17 protein-coding genes are annotated in these 19,812 nt (G+C 70.8%); 11 read left to right on the forward strand and 6 right to left on the reverse strand.

The window, feature by feature from the left end; genetic code table 11:
• Both ABZW60_RS33630 and ABZW60_RS33635 read left to right on the forward strand, forming a co-directional pair.
• Nucleotides 1-819: a MauE/DoxX family redox-associated membrane protein gene (locus ABZW60_RS33630; protein WP_355483804.1), complete on the forward strand. Its 819-nt coding sequence runs from the start codon at nt 1-3 to the stop codon at nt 817-819.
• 177 nt (nt 820-996) lie between these two features.
• Nucleotides 997-3,039 carry a PQQ-dependent sugar dehydrogenase gene (locus tag ABZW60_RS33635; protein WP_355483806.1) on the forward strand — a complete coding sequence of 681 codons (2,043 nt, stop codon included), beginning with the start codon at nt 997-999 and terminating at the stop codon, nt 3,037-3,039.
• Here ABZW60_RS33635 and ABZW60_RS33640 read toward each other — a convergent pair whose 3' ends face one another.
• The gene (locus ABZW60_RS33640; protein ID WP_355483808.1) at nt 3,040-3,549 is read right to left on the reverse strand and encodes an NUDIX hydrolase; all 510 of its coding nucleotides are present in this window, start codon (nt 3,547-3,549) and stop codon (nt 3,040-3,042) included.
• 137 nt (nt 3,550-3,686) lie between these two features.
• Between ABZW60_RS33640 and ABZW60_RS33645 the strand changes: the two genes are divergently transcribed.
• Nucleotides 3,687-5,984 carry a PQQ-dependent sugar dehydrogenase gene (locus tag ABZW60_RS33645; RefSeq protein WP_355483810.1) on the forward strand — a complete coding sequence of 766 codons (2,298 nt, stop codon included), beginning with the start codon at nt 3,687-3,689 and terminating at the stop codon, nt 5,982-5,984.
• Here the strand turns inward: ABZW60_RS33645 and sigJ are convergent.
• Nucleotides 5,969-6,850: an RNA polymerase sigma factor SigJ gene (gene sigJ, locus ABZW60_RS33650; RefSeq protein ID WP_355483812.1), complete on the reverse strand. Its 882-nt coding sequence runs from the start codon at nt 6,848-6,850 to the stop codon at nt 5,969-5,971. The genes ABZW60_RS33645 and sigJ overlap by 16 nt on opposite strands.
• Before the next feature lie 11 nt (nt 6,851-6,861).
• Nucleotides 6,862-7,404, reverse strand: coding sequence for a cupin domain-containing protein (locus ABZW60_RS33655; RefSeq protein ID WP_355483814.1), 543 nt, complete (start codon nt 7,402-7,404; stop codon nt 6,862-6,864).
• Between the two features lie 143 nt (nt 7,405-7,547).
• Between ABZW60_RS33655 and ABZW60_RS33660 the strand changes: the two genes are divergently transcribed.
• Together ABZW60_RS33660 and ABZW60_RS33665 are read left to right on the forward strand one after the other, a co-directional pair.
• Nucleotides 7,548-7,970 (forward strand): DUF1801 domain-containing protein, encoded by a 423-nt coding sequence (locus tag ABZW60_RS33660; RefSeq protein ID WP_355483816.1) that lies wholly within the window; start codon nt 7,548-7,550, stop codon nt 7,968-7,970.
• Nucleotides 7,971-8,022: 52 nt separating this feature from the next.
• Entirely contained in the window at nt 8,023-11,136 is a 3,114-nt protein-coding gene (locus ABZW60_RS33665; protein ID WP_355483817.1) for a BTAD domain-containing putative transcriptional regulator, read from the forward strand.
• Here the strand turns inward: ABZW60_RS33665 and ABZW60_RS33670 are convergent.
• Together ABZW60_RS33670 and ABZW60_RS33675 are read right to left on the reverse strand one after the other, a co-directional pair.
• The gene (locus ABZW60_RS33670; protein ID WP_355483819.1) at nt 11,120-11,863 is read right to left on the reverse strand and encodes an ABC transporter permease; all 744 of its coding nucleotides are present in this window, start codon (nt 11,861-11,863) and stop codon (nt 11,120-11,122) included. The two genes, ABZW60_RS33665 and ABZW60_RS33670, sit on opposite strands and share 17 nt — an antisense overlap.
• Nucleotides 11,860-12,795 carry an ATP-binding cassette domain-containing protein gene (locus tag ABZW60_RS33675; protein WP_355483821.1) on the reverse strand — a complete coding sequence of 312 codons (936 nt, stop codon included), beginning with the start codon at nt 12,793-12,795 and terminating at the stop codon, nt 11,860-11,862. Before ABZW60_RS33675 ends, ABZW60_RS33670 begins: the two co-directional genes overlap by 4 nt.
• A gap of 139 nt (nt 12,796-12,934) precedes the next feature.
• Here ABZW60_RS33675 and ABZW60_RS33680 point away from each other — a divergent pair, with 139 nt between their 5' ends.
• A complete protein-coding gene (locus ABZW60_RS33680; protein ID WP_355483823.1) occupies nt 12,935-13,609 on the forward strand; it encodes a DUF4097 family beta strand repeat-containing protein in 675 nt (224 codons plus the stop codon).
• 2 nt (nt 13,610-13,611) lie between these two features.
• Here ABZW60_RS33680 and ABZW60_RS33685 read toward each other — a convergent pair whose 3' ends face one another.
• Complete coding sequence (locus ABZW60_RS33685) at nt 13,612-14,475, reverse strand: helix-turn-helix transcriptional regulator (protein WP_355483824.1); 864 nt, start codon at nt 14,473-14,475, stop codon at nt 13,612-13,614.
• A gap of 101 nt (nt 14,476-14,576) precedes the next feature.
• Here ABZW60_RS33685 and ABZW60_RS33690 point away from each other — a divergent pair, with 101 nt between their 5' ends.
• From ABZW60_RS33690 to ABZW60_RS33710, 5 genes are all read left to right on the forward strand, one after another.
• Nucleotides 14,577-15,767: a multidrug effflux MFS transporter gene (locus tag ABZW60_RS33690; RefSeq protein WP_355483826.1), complete on the forward strand. Its 1,191-nt coding sequence runs from the start codon at nt 14,577-14,579 to the stop codon at nt 15,765-15,767.
• Nucleotides 15,752-16,774: a zinc-dependent alcohol dehydrogenase family protein gene (locus ABZW60_RS33695; protein WP_355483828.1), complete on the forward strand. Its 1,023-nt coding sequence runs from the start codon at nt 15,752-15,754 to the stop codon at nt 16,772-16,774. The genes ABZW60_RS33690 and ABZW60_RS33695 overlap by 16 nt, the downstream gene beginning before the upstream one ends.
• 146 nt (nt 16,775-16,920) lie before the next feature.
• Nucleotides 16,921-18,192 carry an ROK family transcriptional regulator gene (locus ABZW60_RS33700; protein WP_355483830.1) on the forward strand — a complete coding sequence of 424 codons (1,272 nt, stop codon included), beginning with the start codon at nt 16,921-16,923 and terminating at the stop codon, nt 18,190-18,192.
• Entirely contained in the window at nt 18,176-18,994 is an 819-nt protein-coding gene (locus ABZW60_RS33705) for an ABC transporter permease (protein ID WP_355483832.1), read from the forward strand. The genes ABZW60_RS33700 and ABZW60_RS33705 overlap by 17 nt, the downstream gene beginning before the upstream one ends.
• On the forward strand, nt 18,991-19,803 hold the full coding sequence (locus tag ABZW60_RS33710; protein ID WP_355483833.1) for an ABC transporter ATP-binding protein: 813 nt from the start codon (nt 18,991-18,993) through the stop codon (nt 19,801-19,803). Before ABZW60_RS33705 ends, ABZW60_RS33710 begins: the two co-directional genes overlap by 4 nt.
• Nucleotides 19,804-19,812 lie beyond the last annotated feature (9 nt).

Genomic DNA, 19,812 nt, shown 5'->3' on the forward strand with positions numbered 1-19,812 from the left:
ATGGGCACCGTGGCGGCCGCGCAGCCGCTCCTGATCGGACTGCTCCTGCTCTGGTCGGCCTACGGCAAGTTCGCCGACCCGGCCCTGGCCGACCGCACAGCGCTCCCGAGCCTGGTCGGCGAGTCCCGAGCCAAACCTACCTACCAAGCCGTTGCCACCCTCGAAGCCCTGATCGCCGTCGCCCTTCTGCTACCGCCGGTCTGGACGATCGAGGCCTTCGCTGCTGTCGCTCTGGCAGCGGGTTTCACCGGCTTTCTCATCTACTCGAAGGTCGTCGTACCGGAAGCCTCCTGCGGATGCATGAAGGCCTCGGCCAAACCCGTCGGCTACCGGGCGATCGCCCGCGCCTTGTTGCTGCTGGCAACCGCCGGCCTCGCGACCACGGCGGACGCGGGCTGGTGGTCGGCGGGCGCGACACTGCTCGTCCTCGTCGTCGAGGCGGCGGCGTTCGCGATGCTGTCCGCCGAGCTCGACCGGTACTGGCTGTTGCCGCTCCGGCGCTTCCGGATCCGGCTCAGCCACCCGTACGCCGGTACGGCGTCCGACGACACGCCACTCGTCGCCACCCAGCGGCGGGTTCTGCTCAGCCCGGCCTACCGCGCGGTCGACGGGATGCTGAGCTCCGACATCCACGACTACTGGGACGACGAGGAGTGGCGGTTCGTGAGCTACGCCGCCAGGTACGACGGCCGCCGCGCGACCGTCGTCTTCGCCGTACCGCACCAGGACTCCACCCCGTCGGCGATCCGGGTCGCCGTCGTCGAGGAGACGACCGGGCTGACCTTGTACCGCCCTACCGTGCTGGTCACGACCGGATAGCGATCGCCAGGCCATCACAATCGCACGCTGCCGCCCCCGCCACGCTCGCCGTGGCGGGGGCGGCGCGATTGTGCCGGCGTGGCGATCCGCGCTGTTGACATCGACCTCCATCATTAGGAAGCTTTCCTAACAGTTCGTCCCCTGCAGCTCCTCCGCCCCGGAACCCCAGGAGACCTCATGAAACCCCGTTCGCTCTGGGCTGTGACCGCGCTCGCGGCCGCCCTGCTCGGACTCAGTGCTTCCCCGCCCGCGACCGCAGCCCCGACCGATTACCAGGCCGAGGACGCGACCGTCTCGCAAGGTGTGGTCGAGTCCAACCACACCGGCTACACCGGCACCGGCTTCGTCAACTACGACAACCTGGTCGGCAGCTACGTCGAATGGACCGTGACGGCCCCGGCCGGCCCGGCCGACGTGACGCTGCGCTACGCGAACGGTACGACGGCCGCGCGCCCGATGGACTTCACCGTCAACGGCCAGCCCGGCGCGGTCGGGATCACGTTCCCGGGCACGGGCGCCTGGACGACCTGGCAGACCAGGACCGTCCGCCTGCAACTCGCCGGGGGCACGAACACGATCCGCGCCCGCGCGACCAGCGCCGACGGCGGGCCGAACGCCGACAAGCTGACCGTCACGCCGACCACCGACGACACCACTCCTCCGTCGGCCCCGGGCGACCTGACCGTGAGCGACATCAAGTCGAACGCCGCGACGTTCCACTGGACCGCGGCGACCGACGACGTGGGCGTCGTCCGGTACGAGATCAACCGCGGCGGCAACGTCCTCAAGGTCGTCGACGGCAGCACGCTGAGCGCGACCGTGGACACGTTGACCGCGAACACGGCGTACGACATCTCGGTCGGCGCGTTCGATGCCGCGGGCAACGCTTCGCAGCAGAGCAACGTGGTCACGTTCACCACCCCCGGCAGCGGCGACACGCAGCCGCCGACTGCGCCGGGGAACCTGCGCTCGACGGGCGTCACCGCGAGCAGCGTGTCGCTGGCGTGGACCGCGTCCACCGACAACAGCGGGAGCATCGCCGGCTACGACGTGTACCAGGGCTCGGCGAAGGTCGCGTCGACCGGCTCGCTGACCGCGACCGTCACCGGGCTGACTGCGAACACGGACTACACGTTCACGGTCAAGGCGCGCGACCCCGACGGGAACGCGTCCGCCTCGAGCGACGCGGTCACGGTGCGGACGTCTGCCACCGGCGCCGGCGGCATCCCGGCGTACGACAAGGACATCGCGAAGGTCGATCTCGGGTGGAGCGTGGCGTTCCTCCCCGACGGCTCGGCACTCGTCACCGAGCGGGACCGGTTCGAGGTCCTGCGGGTGACGGCGAGCGGCCAGAAGACGACGCTCGGAAAGGTCCCGGGGGTGGTCACGACGACTGGGGAAGGTGGTCTGCTCGGCCTCGCGCTGTCGCCGAACTTCGCGAGCGACCACTGGGTGTACTTCTACCACACGGCATCCGGCGACAACCGGATCGTGCGGATGAAGTACGAGAACGGGCAACTCGGTACGACGTCGTCGCCGGTCCTCACGGGGCTGGAGAAGAACCGGTACCACAACGGCGGGCGGATCGCGTTCGGGCCGGACGGGAAGCTGTACGCGACCGTTGGTGACGCCAAGAATTCGCAGAACGCGCAGAACAAGAACTCGCTGAACGGGAAGATCCTGCGGCTCAACCCGGACGGGTCGGCGCCCAGCGACAACCCGTTCTACAGCAGTGGCGGCAACGCGCGGTACGTGTGGAGCTGGGGCCATCGGAACCCGCAGGGACTGGCCTGGGACTCGCGCGGTCAACTCTGGGCGGGCGAGTTCGGCGAGAACAGCCAGGACGAGCTCAACCTGATCCAGAAGGGCGGGAACTACGGCTGGCCGGCCTGCGAGGGCACGATCGGCGACTGCGGCGGGTACATCGCACCGAAGCGCACCTGGTCGACCGCGCAGGCCGGTCCGAGCGGTGTCGAGATCGTCAACGACTGGATCTACATCGCCGGCGTGACCGGTGAGCAGTTGTGGGTCACGAAGATCAACGCGGCGGGCGACGGTGTCGGCACTCCGCAGGCGTTGTTCTCTGGCCGCTGGGGCCGTCTGCGCAGTGTCACGCGGACACCGGACGGCGGGCTCTGGCTCACGTCGACCAACAACGACAAGAACGGAGGTACGCCGTCCACTATCGACAACGTGATCGTCCGGCTGAAGTTCCCGTAACTAGAGCGGGCGGCCGAAGTCGGAGTAGGTGGGGACGCCCGTGGTGAGGGTCTGTTCGGCGAGGGCCAGGCGGCGGGTCATGGACGGGCGGAGGCGCGGCGCTGCCTGGGCCAGGGTGAGGAAGTGGTAGGCCCTGGCCTCGGTGGCGTCGAGCGTGAGCGTGGCGTCGTCCAGGACGCCGCCGTCGAAGACGAAGGCCAGCGAATCGGACCACGGGCCGTGCGCGGGGACCCAGTCGACGACCAGCAGGCGGCCGATGTTCAGGACGAGGCCGATCTCCTCCCGCACTTCCCGGCGGCACGCCTCGTACGGCGACTCGTCCGACTCGACGATGCCGCCCGGGATGTCGAGCGTCGGCTTGTACGTCGGCTCGAGGAACAGGACGCGGCCGTCGCGGTCCCGGATCAGCGCACCGCCCGCCGCGGTCTTGCGTGGCATCCGGGCCGCGATCCCCGCATTGAACTCCCGCTCCGGCTCGCCCTCGGCCACAAGATCGTCGTGTCGGTTCACCTCTCCAGTGTCGGCTACCAATTGAGCTCGGCCGGACGCGGGCAGCTACCCACTCGACGGCCGCCGCGGATCGGCGCATTCTCGAACCAGCGGACAGCGCGCGGAGGGGTCTGAGGCGCTGGGAAGTGGGGGACGAGATGTCTGGTCTCGGGTGGGCCGCGCGCGGGCGCGGGCGGATCAGTGTGGTGGCCGCGATCCTCTTGGTCGCCGCCCTCCTCACACAGGGCGCGGCCCGGGCCGCGACGTTGCCGACCGGGTTTCGTGACTCGGTCGTGCTGAGCGGGCTGACCAACCCGACGGTGCTGCAGTTCGCGCCGGACGGACGGATCGTCGTCGGTCAGAAGAACGGCGTGATCAAGATCTTCCAGAGCCTCACCGACACCAGTCCGGTCACGGTCGCGGACCTGTCGTTGCAGGTCGACGACTACTGGGACCGGGGACTGCTCGGACTCGCCCTGCCGCCCAACTTCCCCACCAGCCCGTACATCTACGTGCTGTACGCGTACGACGCGGCGATCGGCGGGACCGCGCCGCGGTGGAACGACGCCTGCCCGACACCACCCGGCCCCACCACCGACGGGTGCCTGGTGTCGGCGCGGCTGTCCCGGCTGCAGATCAGCGGCAACGTCATGACCGGCTCCGAGCAGGTGCTGATCAACGACTGGTGCCAGCAGTTCCCCAGCCACTCGGTCGGGACACTGCTGTTCGGGCGTGACGGGTACCTCTACGTCAGCGGTGGCGACGGCGCCAGCTTCAACAACGTCGACTACGGCCAGTACGGCGCGACGTACGCCGGCGACCAGGCGAATCCGTGCGGCGATCCGCCGGGCTCGGTCGGCACCGCGCTGACCGCTCCGAACGCGCAAGGCGGTGCGCTGCGCAGCCAGAGCATCCGCCGCCCCAGCGGTCCGGCCACGCTCGACGGCGCGATCCTGCGCCTCGACCCGGCCACCGGCGCCGGTGTGTCCGGCAACCCGTTCTTCTCCTCGACGGATCCGAACGCCCGGCGGATCGTTGCCTACGGCACACGCAATCCGTTCCGGATGACGCAGCGCCCGGGGACCGACGAGCTGTGGATCGGCGATGTCGGCTGGAACACCTGGGAGGAGATCAACCGGGTGGTGTCGCCGACGACGGCCACCAACCTCGGGTGGCCCTGCTACGAGGGCGCTGCCGCGCAGGGCGGGTACCAGGGCGCCGGGTTGTCGTCGTGCTCGTCGCTCTACTCGACGCCCGGCTCGGTCGTCGCGCCGTACTACGCCTACAACCACAACGCCTGCGTGGTGAGCTACACCGGCTGCCACACCGGAGGCTCGTCGATCACCGGGATCGCGTTCTACCAGGGCGGCGCGTATCCGGCCGAGTACAACGGGGCGTTGTTCTTCGCCGACCACTCGCGCAACGAGATCTGGGCGATGATGCCCGGTACGAACGGCCTCCCGGATCCGGCCAGACTGCGGTCGTTCGTCGGCGTCGACTCGACGGGGGCCGCGGCCGGGCACCCGGTCGACCTGAAGATCGGTCCGGGCGGCGACCTGTTCTACGTCGACATGGAGAGCGGTGCCGTTCACCGCATCACCTTCACGGCCGCCAACCAGCCGCCGACCGCGGCCTTCACCGCGACCCCGTCCAGCGGCCCGGTCCCGCTCACGGTGAACTTCAACGGCAGTTCGTCCACCGATCCCGAGGCTGGGCCACTCACCTACGCGTGGGATCTGAACGGTGACGGCACGTTCGGCGACGCGACGGGCGCGACGGCGACGTACACGTACACCTCGGCGGGCGTCTATCACCCGAGCCTGCGCGTGACCGACAACCAAGGTGCGACGGACACGACGTCGGTCGCCGTCACGGCCGGGAACACCGCGCCGACCGCGGTGATCGACTCCCCCGCCTCGAGCCTGCTGTGGAAGGTCGGTGACCAGATCGGCTTCACCGGTCACGCGACCGACGCACAGGACGGCGCGCTGCCCGCGTCCGCGCTGAGCTGGAAGCTGATCCTCCATCACTGCATCACGCCGGCGGACTGCCACGCACACGAGTTGCAGACCTTCGGCGGTACGTCGGGATCGTTCGCGGCGCCCGACCACGCGTATCCGTGCTGGCTCGAACTGTCCCTCACCGCGACCGATTCCGGCGGCCTGACCTCGACGACATCGCTCCGCCTGGACCCGCGCACCGTCGTCCTCACGTTCCGGACGAACCCGGGCGGGCTCAACCTGACCAACATGGTCGTCAACGAGGCGCCACGGTCGACGCCGTTCTCCGTCACGGTCGTCGTCGGCTCGGCGAACTCGGTCAGCGCGCCGTCGCCGCAGCAGTTCAACAAGTTCACGTACAACTTCGTCTCGTGGTCCGACGGAGGCCCGCAGAATCACACCATCACGGCGCCGGCGGTCAACACCACCTACACCGCCACCTATCGCAAACGCTGATGATCCAGCTGGGCCCGGAGGAACGTGAGTTTGTCCGGGTTCAGGATCGCGCGGATCGTGGCGATGCCGCCGTCGCGGAGCTGGGGGATCAGTACGCCGGTGAGCTCGCCGGACTCGTGGACCAGGATCGCGGGTGCGTCGTTGACCTCGACGACGGACAGCCGGGCGGTACGGGCGCGCGGGCCGGCGGCCAGGCCGGCCAGGTAGTGCGCGGCGTTCGAGCGGCCGAAGATCGGCTCGCGGGCGGCGATCGCCTTGCCGCCGCCGTCGGCCCAGATCGCGGCGTCCTCGGTCAGGATCGCCTCCAGGCCGGTGACGTCGCCGTCGACGGTGGCCGCGATGAACCGGTCGACCAGCGCCGTCGCGTCCGCGGGCCGCGCCTCGAACCGCCGCCGCTCGTCGCCGACGCGGGCGAGCGCGCGGTGGTACAGCTGCCGCGCGTGCCCTTCGTCGAGGCCGAGCACCTCGGCGCTGTCCCGGTGCGTGTAGCCGAACGCCTCCCGCAGTACGAAGACCGCCCGCTCCGGAGGAGTCAGCTTCTCCAGCAGCACCAGGAAGCCGAGCGACACCGTGGCCCGCCGTTCGACGAGCTCCTGGGGGTCGTTGCCGGTAGCAATCGGCTCCGGCAGCCACGGCCCGACGTACCGCTCCCGCCGGGCCCGGGCCGACGTGAGCCGGTTGATGCACAGATTGGTGACGACCGTGGTCAGCCAGGCTGCGGGCGTCTGCACCGGGCCGTGCGCGGATCGCCAGCGCAGGTACGCGTCCTGGACGACATCCTCCGCCTCGGTCGCCTCGCCGAGCATCCGGTACGCGATCCCGAACAGGCGCGGCCGCTGCTGCTCGAACTCGGCGACCTCGTCCATGACCCCGATTGTCACGGATGCTCCGCGAACGGGACGAGCTGCTCCCGGTCCCCTTCCCGTAAGGCGAGCTCCTGCCGCCAGACGGGATTGTCGACGAAGTGGTTGTCGAAGCGCTCCGCGGTCGCGAGCACCTCGGCCGGCGACGCCTCGCCCCGCCGGATCCGGTCACCGAGCCGGAAGTAGTCGAACCGGTTGGTGCCCGGGGCCTTCACGATCAGCACGTCGGCGCCGGTGTCCATCGGCGTACCCCAGGCGTGGTGCATCAGCGGCGGCACCAGCAGGTAGTCGCCCTTCCGGACGGTCAGCACCTGGTCGCCGGCGAGGATCCGGAGCGCGCCGTCGAGCAGGTAGAACATCTCCGGCGAGTCCTTGTGGAAGTGCGGCGGCGGGCCGTCGACGCCCGGGCCCAGCGTGGTCCGGACGACGTTCATGACCCCGGCGGTCTGGTCGGCGTCGGCGATCAGCCAGGTCTGGTTCGGCGCCGCGCCGAGCCGCTCGGCGCCGGCACCGCGGGTCAGGACTGCGTTCTGGTCTGCGTTCTCGTGTGCGTCCATGCCCACCTGACCGGGCGGCAGCCACGGTTCGTGACGGCGCGAGCTGTGACCGTGGTCACTTCGCGATCGATCAGTTTTCGAGAAGCAGGCGCCGCCCGGCGGCTCCTAGGGTTGAACTACCAACCCGACAGAGAGGCACGACGATGGCTGCCACGAAGAAGAAGTCGTACGAGGGGTTCACCGCGGAGGAGCAGGCCGCGATGAAGGAGCACGCGAAGGAGCTGAAGAGCAAGGAGGACCCGGCCGAGGCGCAGGCGGCGAAGATCGCCGGGATGGCGGACGCCGACCGGGTGATGGCCGAGCGGCTGAACGAGCTGATCCCGCAGATCGCGCCGGACCTCACCCCGAAGCTCTGGTACGGCATGCCGGGCTGGGCCAAGGACGGCAAGATCGTCTGCTTCTTCCAGGACGCCGCCAAGTTCAAGGCCCGCTACGCCACCTTCGGCTTCAACCCGCCGGCCGCGCTCGACGACGGCGACTTCTGGCCGACCTCGTACGCCGTCCTCGAACTCACCCCGGCCGTCGAGAAGAAGATCGTCGCCCTGGTCAAGAAGGCCGCCGGCTAGCCCTTCGGCGGCAGGCGCCGGCCGCACCTGGTGCCGTGGCAAAATCTGGCGGGTGCAGATCGGGATGCTGGGGCCGTTCGAGGTGCGGGCCGACGACGGGAGCGTCGTCGACGTGCCGGGCGCGCGGTTGCGCGGGCTGTTGGTCGCTCTGGCGCTCGACGCGGGACGGGTGGTGCCCAAGGCAACGCTCGTCGACTGGATCTGGGGTGAACAGCCGCCGGCGGACGCGGCGAACGCCCTGCAGCGCCTGGTCTCCCGCCTGCGCAAGCTGCTGCCGGTCGAGGGGCACACGGACGGTTACCGGCTGCAACTCGACCCGGACGCCGTGGACGCCGTACGGTTCGAGCGGCTGGTCACCCGCGCCCGCACCGATCAGGACCCGCAGGGCGTCCGGCTGCTGCGGGAGGCGCTCGCGCTGTGGCGCGGACCGGCGATGCAGGACATCGGCCTCACCGAGAGCGGCGCGTTCGACGCGGCCGTGACCCGGCTCGACGGGCTCCGCCTGACCGCGACGGAGGACCGGTACGACGCCGAGATCACGCTCGGCCACGGCGCTGACCTCGTCACCGAGCTGACCGACCTGGTCGCGGCCCACCCGATGCGTGAACGCCTGGTCGCCGCCCTGATGCGGGCGCTGGTCGCCTCCGGCCGCGACACCGAGGCGCTGCGCGTGTACGAGCGCACCCGCGAACTCCTCGCCGACGAGCTGGGCGTCGACCCCTCGCCGGAGCTCTCCGCCCTGCACGTCGCGCTGCTCCGCGGCGAGCTGGTCCGGCGCGACGAGAAGCGCAACACCAACCTCCGCGAAGAGCTGACGACGTACGTCGGCAAGGAGACCGACATCGCCGCGGTCCGTGACCTGATCGCCGGGCACCGCCTGACCACGCTGATCGGGCCGGGCGGATCAGGCAAGACCCGGCTCGCGTCGGAGACCGGCCGGACCGTGCTGGGCGACCTGCCCGACGGCGCCTGGATGGTCGAGCTGGCCGCGATCGGCGCCGACGGGGACGTGGCACAGGCGACGCTCGGGGCGCTCGCGCTGCGGGACGCGTTGCTCGGCGACGTACCGGACACCGACCCGACCGACCGGGTGATCGCGGCGGTCCGCGAGCGGGCGATGCTGCTGATCCTGGACAACTGCGAGCACGTGATCGAGTCCGCCGCGACGTTCGCGCACCGCGTGCTGGGCGAGTGCCCGCGGCTGCGGATCCTCGCGACCAGCCGGGAACCGCTCGGGATCACCGGCGAGGCGCTGTGGCCGGTCGCGCCGCTCGCCCTGCCGACGGACGGCAGCGACGTCGCCGCGTCGCCGGCCGTCCGGCTGCTGCAGGACCGCGCCCGGGCCGTCCGCGCGGACCTCGCGCTCGACCCGGAGACGATGGCTCGCATCTGCCGCGCGCTCGACGGGATGCCGCTGGCGATCGAGCTGGCCGCGGCCCGGCTGCGCACGATGTCGCTGGAGCAGCTCGCCACCCGCCTCGACGATCGTTTCCGCCTGCTGACGGGCGGCAGCCGTACGGCGCTCCCCCGGCACCGCACGCTACGCGCGGTGGTCGACTGGAGCTGGGAGCTGCTGTCCGATGCCGAGCGGTCGGTGTTGCGCAGGCTCGCGGTGTTCGCCGGTGGTGCCAGTCTCGAGGCGGCCGAGCAGGTCTGTGCGGGTGGCGAAGTCGAGTCGTGGGAGGTGCTCGACCTGCTGACCGCGCTGACGGAGAAGTCGCTGGTCGTCACCAAGGACGAGGGCGCGCCGCGGTACCGGTTGCTCGGCACCATCAAGGAGTACGCGCAGCAGCGTCTGGACGAGGCGGACGAGACCGACCTGACCCGCCGTACCCATCTCGCCTGCTTCACCGAGCTGGCCGAGACCGCCGACCCGCATCTGCGGCGCGCCGAGCAGCTCGAATGGCTGGCCAACGTCGAGGCCGAGCACGACAACATCGCTGCCGCGATGCGCGGGGCGCTGGCGGCCGGCGACGCGGAGGGCTCGATGCGGCTCGCCGCGGCGGCCGGGTGGTACTGGTGGTTCGCCGGGCACAAGGTCGAGGGCAGCGAGTTCCTGATGGCGGCGCCGGAGGTGCCGGGCGAGGCGTCGGACGAGAGCCGCGCCGTGGTGTACGCATTCGTCGCCAACTTCATGACGTCAGGGCGGGGCCGTGACCAGTTCGACGCCGAGGACTGGATCCGCAAGACCGCGGACCTCAGCCGGCGGGTCAAGAGCCCGCACCCGGCGGTGACCCTGTCGACCGCGCTCGAAGCGCTGCTGCAAGGCCCCGGCTCGTTCGTGTCCACGTTCGACTCGTTGCTGACCGATAGCGATCCGTGGGTTCGGGCGCTGGCGCGGCTGCAGACCGGCAAGATGCGGATCATGCTCGGCGACGGCGACCGGGACGCCGACCTGGCACTCGAGGCGGCGCTGGGCGAGTTCCGCGCGATCGGCGAACGCTGGGGGATGTCGTTCGCGCTGACCGAGCTGGCCGACCGGCTCGCGGTCCGCGGCGAGTTCGCCGACGCCTGCGCGTACTACGAGCAGGCGGCCGCGGTCGCCACCGAGGTCGGCGCGATCGAGGACGTCGTCCGGATGCGGTCGCGGCAGGCGCAGCTGTACTGGCTGGCCGACGACCAGGACGCGAGTGCGGCCGCGATGGCCGAAGCCCAGCGGCTGGCCGAGCGGGTCGCGTGGCCCGAGGCGCTGGTCGAGCTGGCGTTGTGCAAGGCCGAGCTCGCGCGCTGGAGCGGTGACGCCGAGGAGGCGCGCCGGCAACTCGACCGGGCGACGACGATGCTGGGCCGCGAGGCCGAGCAGGCGACCCTGCGCGCGATGATCCAGGACGTGCTCGGCTACCTCGCCACCGACCCCGACGAGGCCTGGCAGCACCGCAGCGCGGCGTTCCAGGCGGCGGCCGAGGGCGGGCACCCACCCGGGATCGCCCAGATGCTCGTCGGCATCGCGGACCTGGCGTTGCGCACCGGTCAGGACGAGCAGGCCGCGCGGCTGCTCGCCGCGAGTGCCGTCGTCCGCGGCCTGCCGGACCGCTCGAACCCCGACGTGGACAGGCTCGAGGACGAAACCCGCCGCCGCCTCGGTGACACGAAGTTCACCGAGGCGACGGAAGAGGGCCGGCAGGCGAGCTGGCGAGAGCTCGTCGAGGTCACGCTCGCTTCTTGAACGTCGAGGTCGCCCAGAAGTAGCCGACCGCGGCGATCCCGAGGCACCACGCGAACGCGGCGATCATGTCGCCGGTCTGCGGCGTCCCGTTCAGCAGGCCGCGCAGGCTCTCGATGATCGGCGTGAACGGCTGGTACTGCGCGAACTGCTTCACACCGGGCCCCATCTTGTCCGCCGGCACGATCGCGCTGCTGAAGAACGGCAGCATGACCAGCGGCACCGAGGCCAGGCCCGCGGTCTCCGGCGACTTCGCGAACAGGCCGAGGGCAACGGTCAGCCAACCGGTGGCCAGCCCCAGCAGGACGACGAGACCGATCACCCCCAGCCACTGCGCGAAACTCGCTGACGGGTTGAACCCGAGCGCGAACGCGACCCCGATGATCGCGGCGATCGCGATCAGATTGGTCAGCACGCTGGAGATCACGTGGCCGGTCAGCACCGCTCCGCGCGGCACGTCCATCACCTTGAACCGGTTGATGATGCCCTTGGTCATGTCGGAGTTCACCGCGGTCGCCACGGCGCCGAGCCCGTAGCAGACCGCCAGCAGGAGCATGCCGGGCGTCGCGTAGTCGACGTACGGGACGCCGACGCTGAACGCGTCGCCGAGCATGTAGACGAACATCAGCATCACCACGACCGGCATCAGGACGGCGTTGAACACCGAGGTCGGGTTCCGCGCGATGTGCTTGAGGTTGCGGCGCAGCATCACGATCGAGGGGTTCTTCATTTCGCGACTACCTCCGCGGTGTCGTGCCCGGTCAGGGCGAGGAAAACGTCGTCGAGGTCAGGGGTGTTGACGGAGAACTCGTCGGCGGCGAGCGCGTGCTCGTCGAGCCGGTCGAGCAGCGCGCGGACCGACTGGGTGCCGCCGTCGCTGGGGACGCGCAGGGCGAGCGCGTCGTCGTCGCGGGTCGAGCCGGGCATGACCGCCGCGGCCTTGTCGAGGTCCTCGACCGAGCCGAACCGGAACCGGACGTGGGTGCCGGGGATCTGCCGCTTCAGCTCCTCCGGGGTGCCCTGGGCAACCAACCGGCCCTTGTCGAGCACCGCGATCCGGTCCGCCAGCTGATCGGCCTCGTCCAGGTACTGGGTGGTCAGGAAGATGGTCACACCGTCGGCGAGCAGCTCGCGGATGATCGTCCACATGGTGCGCCGGCTGCGTGGGTCGAGGCCCGTCGTCGGCTCGTCGAGGAAGATGATCCGCGGGTTGCCGACCAGCGTCATCGCCAGGTCGAGCTTGCGGCGCATACCACCGGAGTACGTCGCCGCCGCCTTGTCCGCGGCCTCCGTCAGGTCGAAGCGCTCCAGCAGCTCGGTGACCGTGCTGTCGGCCGCGCCGGCGGTCAGGTCCACCATCAGCTGGAGGTTCTCGCGGCCGGTGAGCAGCTCGTCCACGGCCGCGAACTGGCCGGTGACGCCGATCGCGGACCGGACCGCCCTGGCCTCGGTCGCGACGTCGTGCCCGGCCACGCGGACCGTACCGCTGTCGGCCTTGGTCAACGTGGTCAGCACGTTCACCGTCGTCGTCTTGCCGGCCCCGTTCGGGCCGAGCAGGGAGAAGACGGTACCCGCGGGGACGTCGAGGTCGATCCCGTCGAGCACGGTCTTGTCGCCGAATGCCTTGCGCAGTCCTGTGACCGCGATCGCCGAAGTTGTCATGGGAACACCTTCGGCGGGCGCCCTGACACGCACCTGACACGCCGCCTACACGGTGTCAGCCCGGTGTCCGCCCTGATCGCAGGGCGCTGTCAGGCGGTCCGGCCAGAGTTGTCGCACCGACACCACAGGGAGCGATCAGATGTCCACTTTCACCACCCCCGCGCCGATCTCCGCCACCATCGACATCATCTTCGGCAACATCGTCGTCAAGGCGAGCGACCGCACCGACACCGTCGTCGAGGTCCGGCCGACGGACCCGGACTGGGAGCTGGACGTCAAGGCCGCCGACGAGGTGGTCGTCGAGTTCACCGACGGCAGGTTGCAGGTCAAGCACCCGAAACTGCGGTCGATCTTCAGCAAGCGGTACGGCGCCGTCGAGGTCCTGATCGAGCTGCCGACAGGCTCCGACCTGCACGGCTACACCGCCAAGGGCGAGTACGTCGTCGAGGGCGAGATCGGCTCGTGCGAGCTGAAGACCGCCAACGGCGACATCCACGTCGACAAGGTGACCGGCAACCTGCGCGCGAAGTCGGCCACCGGCCACATCACCGTCGACACGGCCGGCGGCGATGTCAACGCCCGGACGGCGAGCGGCAACATCCGCGTCGGCACCCTCGGCACCGGCCCCGTCGACCTCTACACCGCCACCGGCGAGGTAGCGATCGGCGTCCCCGCCGGCACCACACCCGCCCTGGACGCCCACACCTCGGTCGGCCGCGTCCTCAACAAGGTGGAAACAGACGGGCCGGCCGTCCGCACCGTGCCTGTCCGTGCCCGGACCCACGGCGGCAACATCACCCTCACCCGCGCCTGAGGCTACGGCCGGACGGGATCGGCGGCCAGGGAGGCGAGGAGGTGGAGTTTCTCGGCGGACGGGGAGCCGGGTTCGGCGGTGTAGACCATCAGGATCAGGCCGGGCTCGGCGGTGATCGCGAGCTCCTCGTAGGCGAGGGTGAGGTCGCCGACCTCGGGGTGGTGGAAGCGTTTCGTGCCCGAGCCGTGGGTGCGGACGTCGTGCGATCCCCACAGCCGGCGGAAGGTCTCACTCTGCGTGGACAGCTCGCCGACCAGGTCCTGCAGGCCGCGGTCGTGCGGGTCACGGCCGGCCTCGGCGCGCATGATCGCGACACACATCTGCGCGAACACGTCCCAGTGGGGGTAGAAGTCGCGCGACGCCGGGTCGAGGAACTGGAAGCGGGCGAGATTCGGCGTCCGTCCGCCGTCGCCGATCAGTGGCGAGTAGAAGACCCGCCCGAGCGCGTTGGTGGCCAGCAGGTCCTGCTGCGGGTTGCGGACGAACGCGATGCCGTCGGTGATCGCGTCCAGCGCCCACTGCAGGCTCGGCCGCGAAGGGCTCTGGGCGGTGGTCCGGCGACGCCGGCGTCCCGAGGCGGGGATGCCGTCGGCGGCGCGGGCCAGATCGAGCAGGTGCGCGCGCTCGGTGTCGTCCAGCCGGAGGGCCTGGGCGATCGCCTCAAGCACCCCCGACGAGGCGCCGGCGATCGTGCCCCGTTCGAGCTTCGCGTAGTACTCGACGCTCACCCCGGCCAGCGTGGCCACCTCGCTGCGGCGCAGACCGGCCACCCGGCGCTGCCCGACCGCGGGAAGGCCGACGTCCGACGGGGTCAGCTTCGCCCGCCGTGAGGTCAGGAACTCACGGACCTCGGCCTTGTTGTCCATGTCATCGACAGTAACGCCGCCGCGCCGCCCGAGGGATGTACTGCCGGTACACCTCTCCAGCGTGACTTCTTCGGCGCCTCCGCCGGCGCTTGCATGGAGACATGACCAGTACTGCCGCGCGTCCGACCGTGACGCTGACCGCCACGGTTCTCGCCTCGGTCGTGCTGATCACCGCGATCGCGCCGCTGGCGACCGACATGTACGTGCCCGCGTTCCCGCTGGTCGCCCGCGACCTGAACACCGGCCCGACCGAGGTGCAGCTCACGCTGACCACCTTCTTCGTCGGTATGGCGCTGGGCCAGTTGCTCGGCGGACCGTTCTCGGACCGGGTCGGCCGGCGTCGCCCGTTGCTCGTCTCGCTCGTCGTGCTGACCGCGGCGTCGCTCCTGTGCGCGTTCAGCCCGGGGATCGGCGTGCTGATGGTCGCGCGGCTGCTGCAGGGCTTCAGCGGCGGTTGGGCGATGGTCATCGCGCGGTCGATCGTCGTGGACCTGACCTCCGGAGCACGGCTGGTCCGGGCGATGAACGTGGTCGCCGGTGTCGCGGGGATCGCGCCGATCGTCGGGCCGTTGCTCGGCGCGGCCGTGCTGCAGTTCACCCACTGGCGGGTGTCGTTCTGGCTCGTCGCCGGGCTCGCCGCGCTGATGGTGGCGACGGTCGCGGTCGGCGTTCCGGAAACCCTGCGCCGCCGCGGTGAGCCGTTCAGCGGCGACGTACTGCGGCACCGTGGATTCATCGGCTACCTGGTGGTCTTCGCCTTCTCGATGGGCACGATCTTCGCGTACGTCGCGACGTCGGCCTTCGTGCTGCAGTCGATGAACGGCCTCTCGCCCGTCGCGTACTCCGTGGACTTCGCGTTCAACGCCGTCGGGCTGACCGTCGCCACCCTGGTCGCCGCGCGACTGGCCGATCGGGTCCCGACCCGGCGGGTCGTCCTTGTCGGGCTCGCCGTGACCGGCGTCGCCGGTGTGACGCTGCTCGGAGGCGCGCTCGCAGGCATGCCGCTGCCGGTGGCGTTGGCCGGCTTCTTCGTCCTGATGACCGCCCAGGGCCTGGTCGGCCCGAACGCCGGCGCGCTCGCCTCCGCCCAGGTCCCGGAGCATCCCGGCACCGGCTCGGCACTGCTGGGATTCCTGCAGTGGTGCATGGCCGGTGTCGTCGCCCCGCTCGCGGGTCTCGGCGGCGAGCGGAGCGCCGTACCGATGGCGTCGATCGTGCTCGCCCTGACGGTCCTTTCCCTGTTCGCACTGATCACCAACCAGAGAGGTTCCCACCGATGCGTGGAGTCATGATGTACGGTCCCGGCGACGTTCGCGTCGAGGACCGGCCCGACCCGGCGATCCAGCAACCGACCGACGCGATCATCCGGCTGAGCGCCAGCTGCGTCTGCGGTTCCGACCTGTGGCCGTACCGCGGCCAGGACCGGCTCGACGGAGCGACCCCGATGGGGCACGAGTACGTCGGGGTCGTCGAGGAGATCGGGTCCGCGGTCCGCACCGTCAAGCCCGGCGACTTCGTGATCGGCTCGTTCTTCGCCTCCGACAACACGTGCGAGATCTGCCGGGCCGGGTACCAGTCGAGGTGCGTCCACGCCGAGCCGATGGGTGCCATCGGCACCCAAGCCGAGCTGGCCCGGATCCCGCTCGCGGACGGCACGCTCGTCGCCACCGGCGGGATGCCCGACGCCGATCTGATCCCATCCTTCCTGGCCGCGTCGGACGTCCTCGGCACCGGCTGGTTCGCCGCGGTGGCAGCCGAGGCGGGCCCGGGCAAGACCGTGGCCGTCGTCGGGGACGGTGCCGTCGGGCTGCTCGGTGTGCTCGCCGCCAAGCAACTCGGCGCCGAGCGCATCATCGCGATGAGCCGCCACGAGCCCCGGCAGAAGCTGGCCCTGGAGTACGGCGCGACCGACATCGTCACCGAGCGCGGGGACGCCGGTGTCACGCGGATCAAGGAGCTCACCAACGGGTACGGCGCGCACAGCGTCATCGAGGCGGTCGGCACCCAGGAGTCGATGATGCAGGCGATCCGCGCGACCCGGGCCGGCGGCCATGTCGGGTACGTCGGGGTCGCGCACGACGTGGCCCTGCCCGGCGACGAACTGTTCTTCTCCGGCGTCCACCTGCACGGCGGCCCGGCCCCGGTCCGCCACTACCTGCCAACGCTGATCGACCTGATCTCCCGCCGCGAGATCGATCCCGGCAAGGTCTTCGACCTCACGGTCCCGCTCACCGACGCACCCAAGGCCTACGAAGCCATGGACCAGCGCCAGGCGATCAAGGCCCTGCTACAGCCGTAACCAGCCGAAGCCACGCGGTCAGGGTGACGTGGTCGGGCGCGCCCCGTCGCAGTCTGCCGCGGGAATTGGATCCGGGTTCGTCGGAAAGCGGGCTGAATTATGTCGGAGTGTTGACGGAATAATTCCTGGTTCCTACCGTCACGAACGTGCAGACGTTTCCAGGAGTGCAGGCGCTGGTGCGGAGGACCCATGAGGAGCGGGTCCTCCAGGTGCTGCGTGAGCAGGGCGCGCTGAGCCGGAATCAGATCGCCCATGCGGTCGGTCTGTCCCGGACGACGCTGTCCGAGATCACCGGGAGCCTGCTGCAGCGCGGTGCGATCGTGGTGACCGACACCGACGCGGCGCACCGGGAGGGCAGCGGGCGTCCCGCCGAGCGGCTGGCGCTGGATCCGGCCTCCGGGCAGTTCATGGGCGTCGACTTCGGGCACCGCCGCGTGCACGTCACGGTGGCGGACGCCTCGCACGAGATCGTCGCCTCGGGCTCCGACCGGTACGACGACCGGGTGGACTGGCCGACCCGGCTCGACGTCGCGTTCCGCCTGGTGGAGCGGCTGAGCGACGAGTACGGCGTCCACTACGGCGCCCTGCAGGGCGTGGGCATCGGGATTCCTGGCCCGTACTCGGGCAAACCCGGCGTCCGCGACTACCCGTCCCACCGGGCGGCGGCCGAGGGTTTCCACGAGGCCTCGGTCGACGAAGCCTTCTGCGAGCGGTTCGGCGCGCCGGTGATCGTCGACAACAACACCCGGCTGGCGGCGCTCGCGGAGGCGATCTTCGGCGAGAAGGCGATCGAGAACCTGCTCTACCTCCGCCTGTCCGACGGCGTCGGCGGCGGACTCGTCGTCGGCGGCCGGCTGGTGTCCGGGTCGGCCGGCCTGGCCGGCGAACTCGGCCACGTCACCGTGCGCGCCGACGGCGACCCCTGCCGCTGCGGCAAGAACGGCTGCCTCGAGACCATCGCCTCGGTCCCCGCCATCCTCGCCGCCTGCCGCGCCGCCGGACTTCCGGTCGAGAGCCTCGACGACCTCGCGGCCGCGGTCGCCCGGTCGCACCCGCTGGCCGACCGCGTCCTGCGGGACGCTGCCGCCGCGGTCGGCCGTGTGCTCGCCGCGGTCGCGATGGCGCTCAACCCCGCGGAGATCGTGATCGGCGGCGAGATCACCCGGATCGCGCCGGCGCTCGTCGAGCAGGCCGCCGCGACGGTCGCCTACGAACTCTTCCCGGGCGCCGCCTCCCCCGGTGTCCGGGCCGCGCACCTCGCCGACGACGACGGCGCGCTCGGCGCCCTTGCCGCGGTGTTCCACAGTTCGCCGTTACTGGCGGGCTACCCCGAGACGCCGGCGCCCGCCGGCGCCGGTTCGCGGGCGGCGATCCGCCCGCGGCAGACCCGAGGAGTGGCCGATGGCCGTGATCAGTGACCAGACCGCCCGCGGCGCCAAGCCGCGCGACCGCGCCGGAGGACGAACGCGCGCCCGGGCCGGTGGTCTCCCGCTGCTGCTGAACGCGGTCTCCGTCGGTCTCGGCATCGCCGTGTGGTGGGCACTGGCGCTCGCCGGGCTCAAACTCCCCACACCACCCGAGGTCGTCTCGCAGGCGATCACCCTGACCGGCAACGGGACGCTGGGCAAGGACGTGCTGGCCAGCCTGACGCGGGTGCTGATCGGCTTCGCGCTCGGCACCGCCGCGGCGATCCCGGTCGGCTTCCTGATGGGCTGGTACGCCGTGGTGCGCGGGCTGGTCGAGCCGTGGATCCAGTTCTTCCGCACCGTCCCGCCGCTGGCGATCATCCCGCTGGCCATCGTGCTGATGGGGATCGGCGAGGCGCCGAAGATCTTCGTCATCTTCCTGGCCGCGTTCCTGGCCTGTGTGATCTCGACGTTCCAGGGCGTGGTCAACGTCGACCGCACCCTGATCAACGCGGCCCGGGTGCTGGGCGCCAGGGACGCCGCCATCTTCGCCCGGGTGGTGGTGCCCGCCTCGACGCCGTTCATCCTGGTCGGCATGCGGGTCGGCCTCGGATCGGCCTGGGCGACCCTGGTGGCCGCCGAGCTGATCGCCGCCCAGCAGGGCCTCGGCTTCCGGATGCAGAACGCGCAGCTGTACTACGACCTGCCGACGATCTTCGTCGGCCTGATCTCGATCGGCGTCCTCGGTCTGCTGATGGACCGGATCCTGCTGACCGCCGAACGCCGGCTCACCGGATGGCAGGAGCGCCGATGAAGATCTCCGTGCAGTCCGTGACGAAAACCTTTGCCCTCGGCAAGGACACCTTCACCGCGCTCGACCGGGTGTCGCTCGACATCGCCGACAACGAGTTCATCACCGTCGTGGGCCCGTCGGGCTGCGGCAAGAGCACGCTGATGAACATCCTCGCCGGCCTGGAGGAACCCACCTCCGGACGGGCGCTCGTGGACGGCGTGCCGGTCGAAGGCCCCGGGCCGGAACGCGGCGTGATCTTCCAGCAGTACGCGCTCTTCCCCTGGCTCACCGTGCGCAAGAACGTCGAGTTCGGCCTCAAGACCGCCGGTGTCGGCAAGGCCGAGCGCCGCGAACGCGCGCAGCACTTCATCGACGTGGTGGGGCTCGCCGACTTCGCCGACGCGCTGCCCAAGATGCTGTCCGGCGGGATGCGGCAGCGCTGCGCGATCGCCCGCGCGTACGCCGTGAACCCGTCGATCCTGCTGATGGACGAGCCGTTCGGGGCCCTGGACGCGCTCACCCGGGTGAAGCTGCAGGAGCAACTGCTCGACACCTGGAGCCAGGAGCAGCGCACGGTGTTGTTCATCACCCACGACGTCGACGAGGCGGTCTTCCTGGCGAACCGCGTCATCGTGATGGCCGCCCGGCCGGGACGGATCTACGACGTGATCGACGTCGACCTGCCCTACCCGCGGTCGGAGGAGTTCCGGCTGAGCGCCGAGTTCGCCGACCTGCGCAACCACGTCTGGCACTCCGTCTACCACCAGGACGGCCGCACCGCCGCCGACTCCGGAACCACTCTGCCGTCGCCCGCGACGGCTCGATCCTAAGGACCCCCT

This window comes from Kribbella sp. NPDC003557, from assembly GCF_040610805.1.
Taxonomy (GTDB): domain Bacteria; phylum Actinomycetota; class Actinomycetes; order Propionibacteriales; family Kribbellaceae; genus Kribbella.

What these genes read in the sequence shown, in the direction of transcription:
- ABZW60_RS33655 (WP_355483814.1), bottom strand. Translation starts at nt 7,404, where the DNA reads ATGGACGCACACGAGAACGCAGACCAGAACGCAGTCCTGACCCGCGGT.
- ABZW60_RS33670 (WP_355483819.1), bottom strand. Translation starts at nt 11,863, where the DNA reads ATGAAGAACCCCTCGATCGTGATGCTGCGCCGCAACCTCAAGCACATC.
- ABZW60_RS33695 (WP_355483828.1), top strand. Translation starts at nt 15,752, where the DNA reads ATGCGTGGAGTCATGATGTACGGTCCCGGCGACGTTCGCGTCGAGGAC.
- ABZW60_RS33635 (WP_355483806.1), top strand. Translation starts at nt 997, where the DNA reads ATGAAACCCCGTTCGCTCTGGGCTGTGACCGCGCTCGCGGCCGCCCTG.
- ABZW60_RS33680 (WP_355483823.1), top strand. Translation starts at nt 12,935, where the DNA reads ATGTCCACTTTCACCACCCCCGCGCCGATCTCCGCCACCATCGACATC.
- ABZW60_RS33630 (WP_355483804.1), top strand. Translation starts at nt 1, where the DNA reads ATGGGCACCGTGGCGGCCGCGCAGCCGCTCCTGATCGGACTGCTCCTG.
- ABZW60_RS33710 (WP_355483833.1), top strand. Translation starts at nt 18,991, where the DNA reads ATGAAGATCTCCGTGCAGTCCGTGACGAAAACCTTTGCCCTCGGCAAG.
- ABZW60_RS33645 (WP_355483810.1), top strand. Translation starts at nt 3,687, where the DNA reads ATGTCTGGTCTCGGGTGGGCCGCGCGCGGGCGCGGGCGGATCAGTGTG.
- ABZW60_RS33660 (WP_355483816.1), top strand. Translation starts at nt 7,548, where the DNA reads ATGGCTGCCACGAAGAAGAAGTCGTACGAGGGGTTCACCGCGGAGGAG.
- ABZW60_RS33690 (WP_355483826.1), top strand. Translation starts at nt 14,577, where the DNA reads ATGACCAGTACTGCCGCGCGTCCGACCGTGACGCTGACCGCCACGGTT.
- ABZW60_RS33685 (WP_355483824.1), bottom strand. Translation starts at nt 14,475, where the DNA reads ATGGACAACAAGGCCGAGGTCCGTGAGTTCCTGACCTCACGGCGGGCG.
- ABZW60_RS33705 (WP_355483832.1), top strand. Translation starts at nt 18,176, where the DNA reads ATGGCCGTGATCAGTGACCAGACCGCCCGCGGCGCCAAGCCGCGCGAC.
- ABZW60_RS33675 (WP_355483821.1), bottom strand. Translation starts at nt 12,795, where the DNA reads ATGACAACTTCGGCGATCGCGGTCACAGGACTGCGCAAGGCATTCGGC.
- sigJ (WP_355483812.1), bottom strand. Translation starts at nt 6,850, where the DNA reads ATGGACGAGGTCGCCGAGTTCGAGCAGCAGCGGCCGCGCCTGTTCGGG.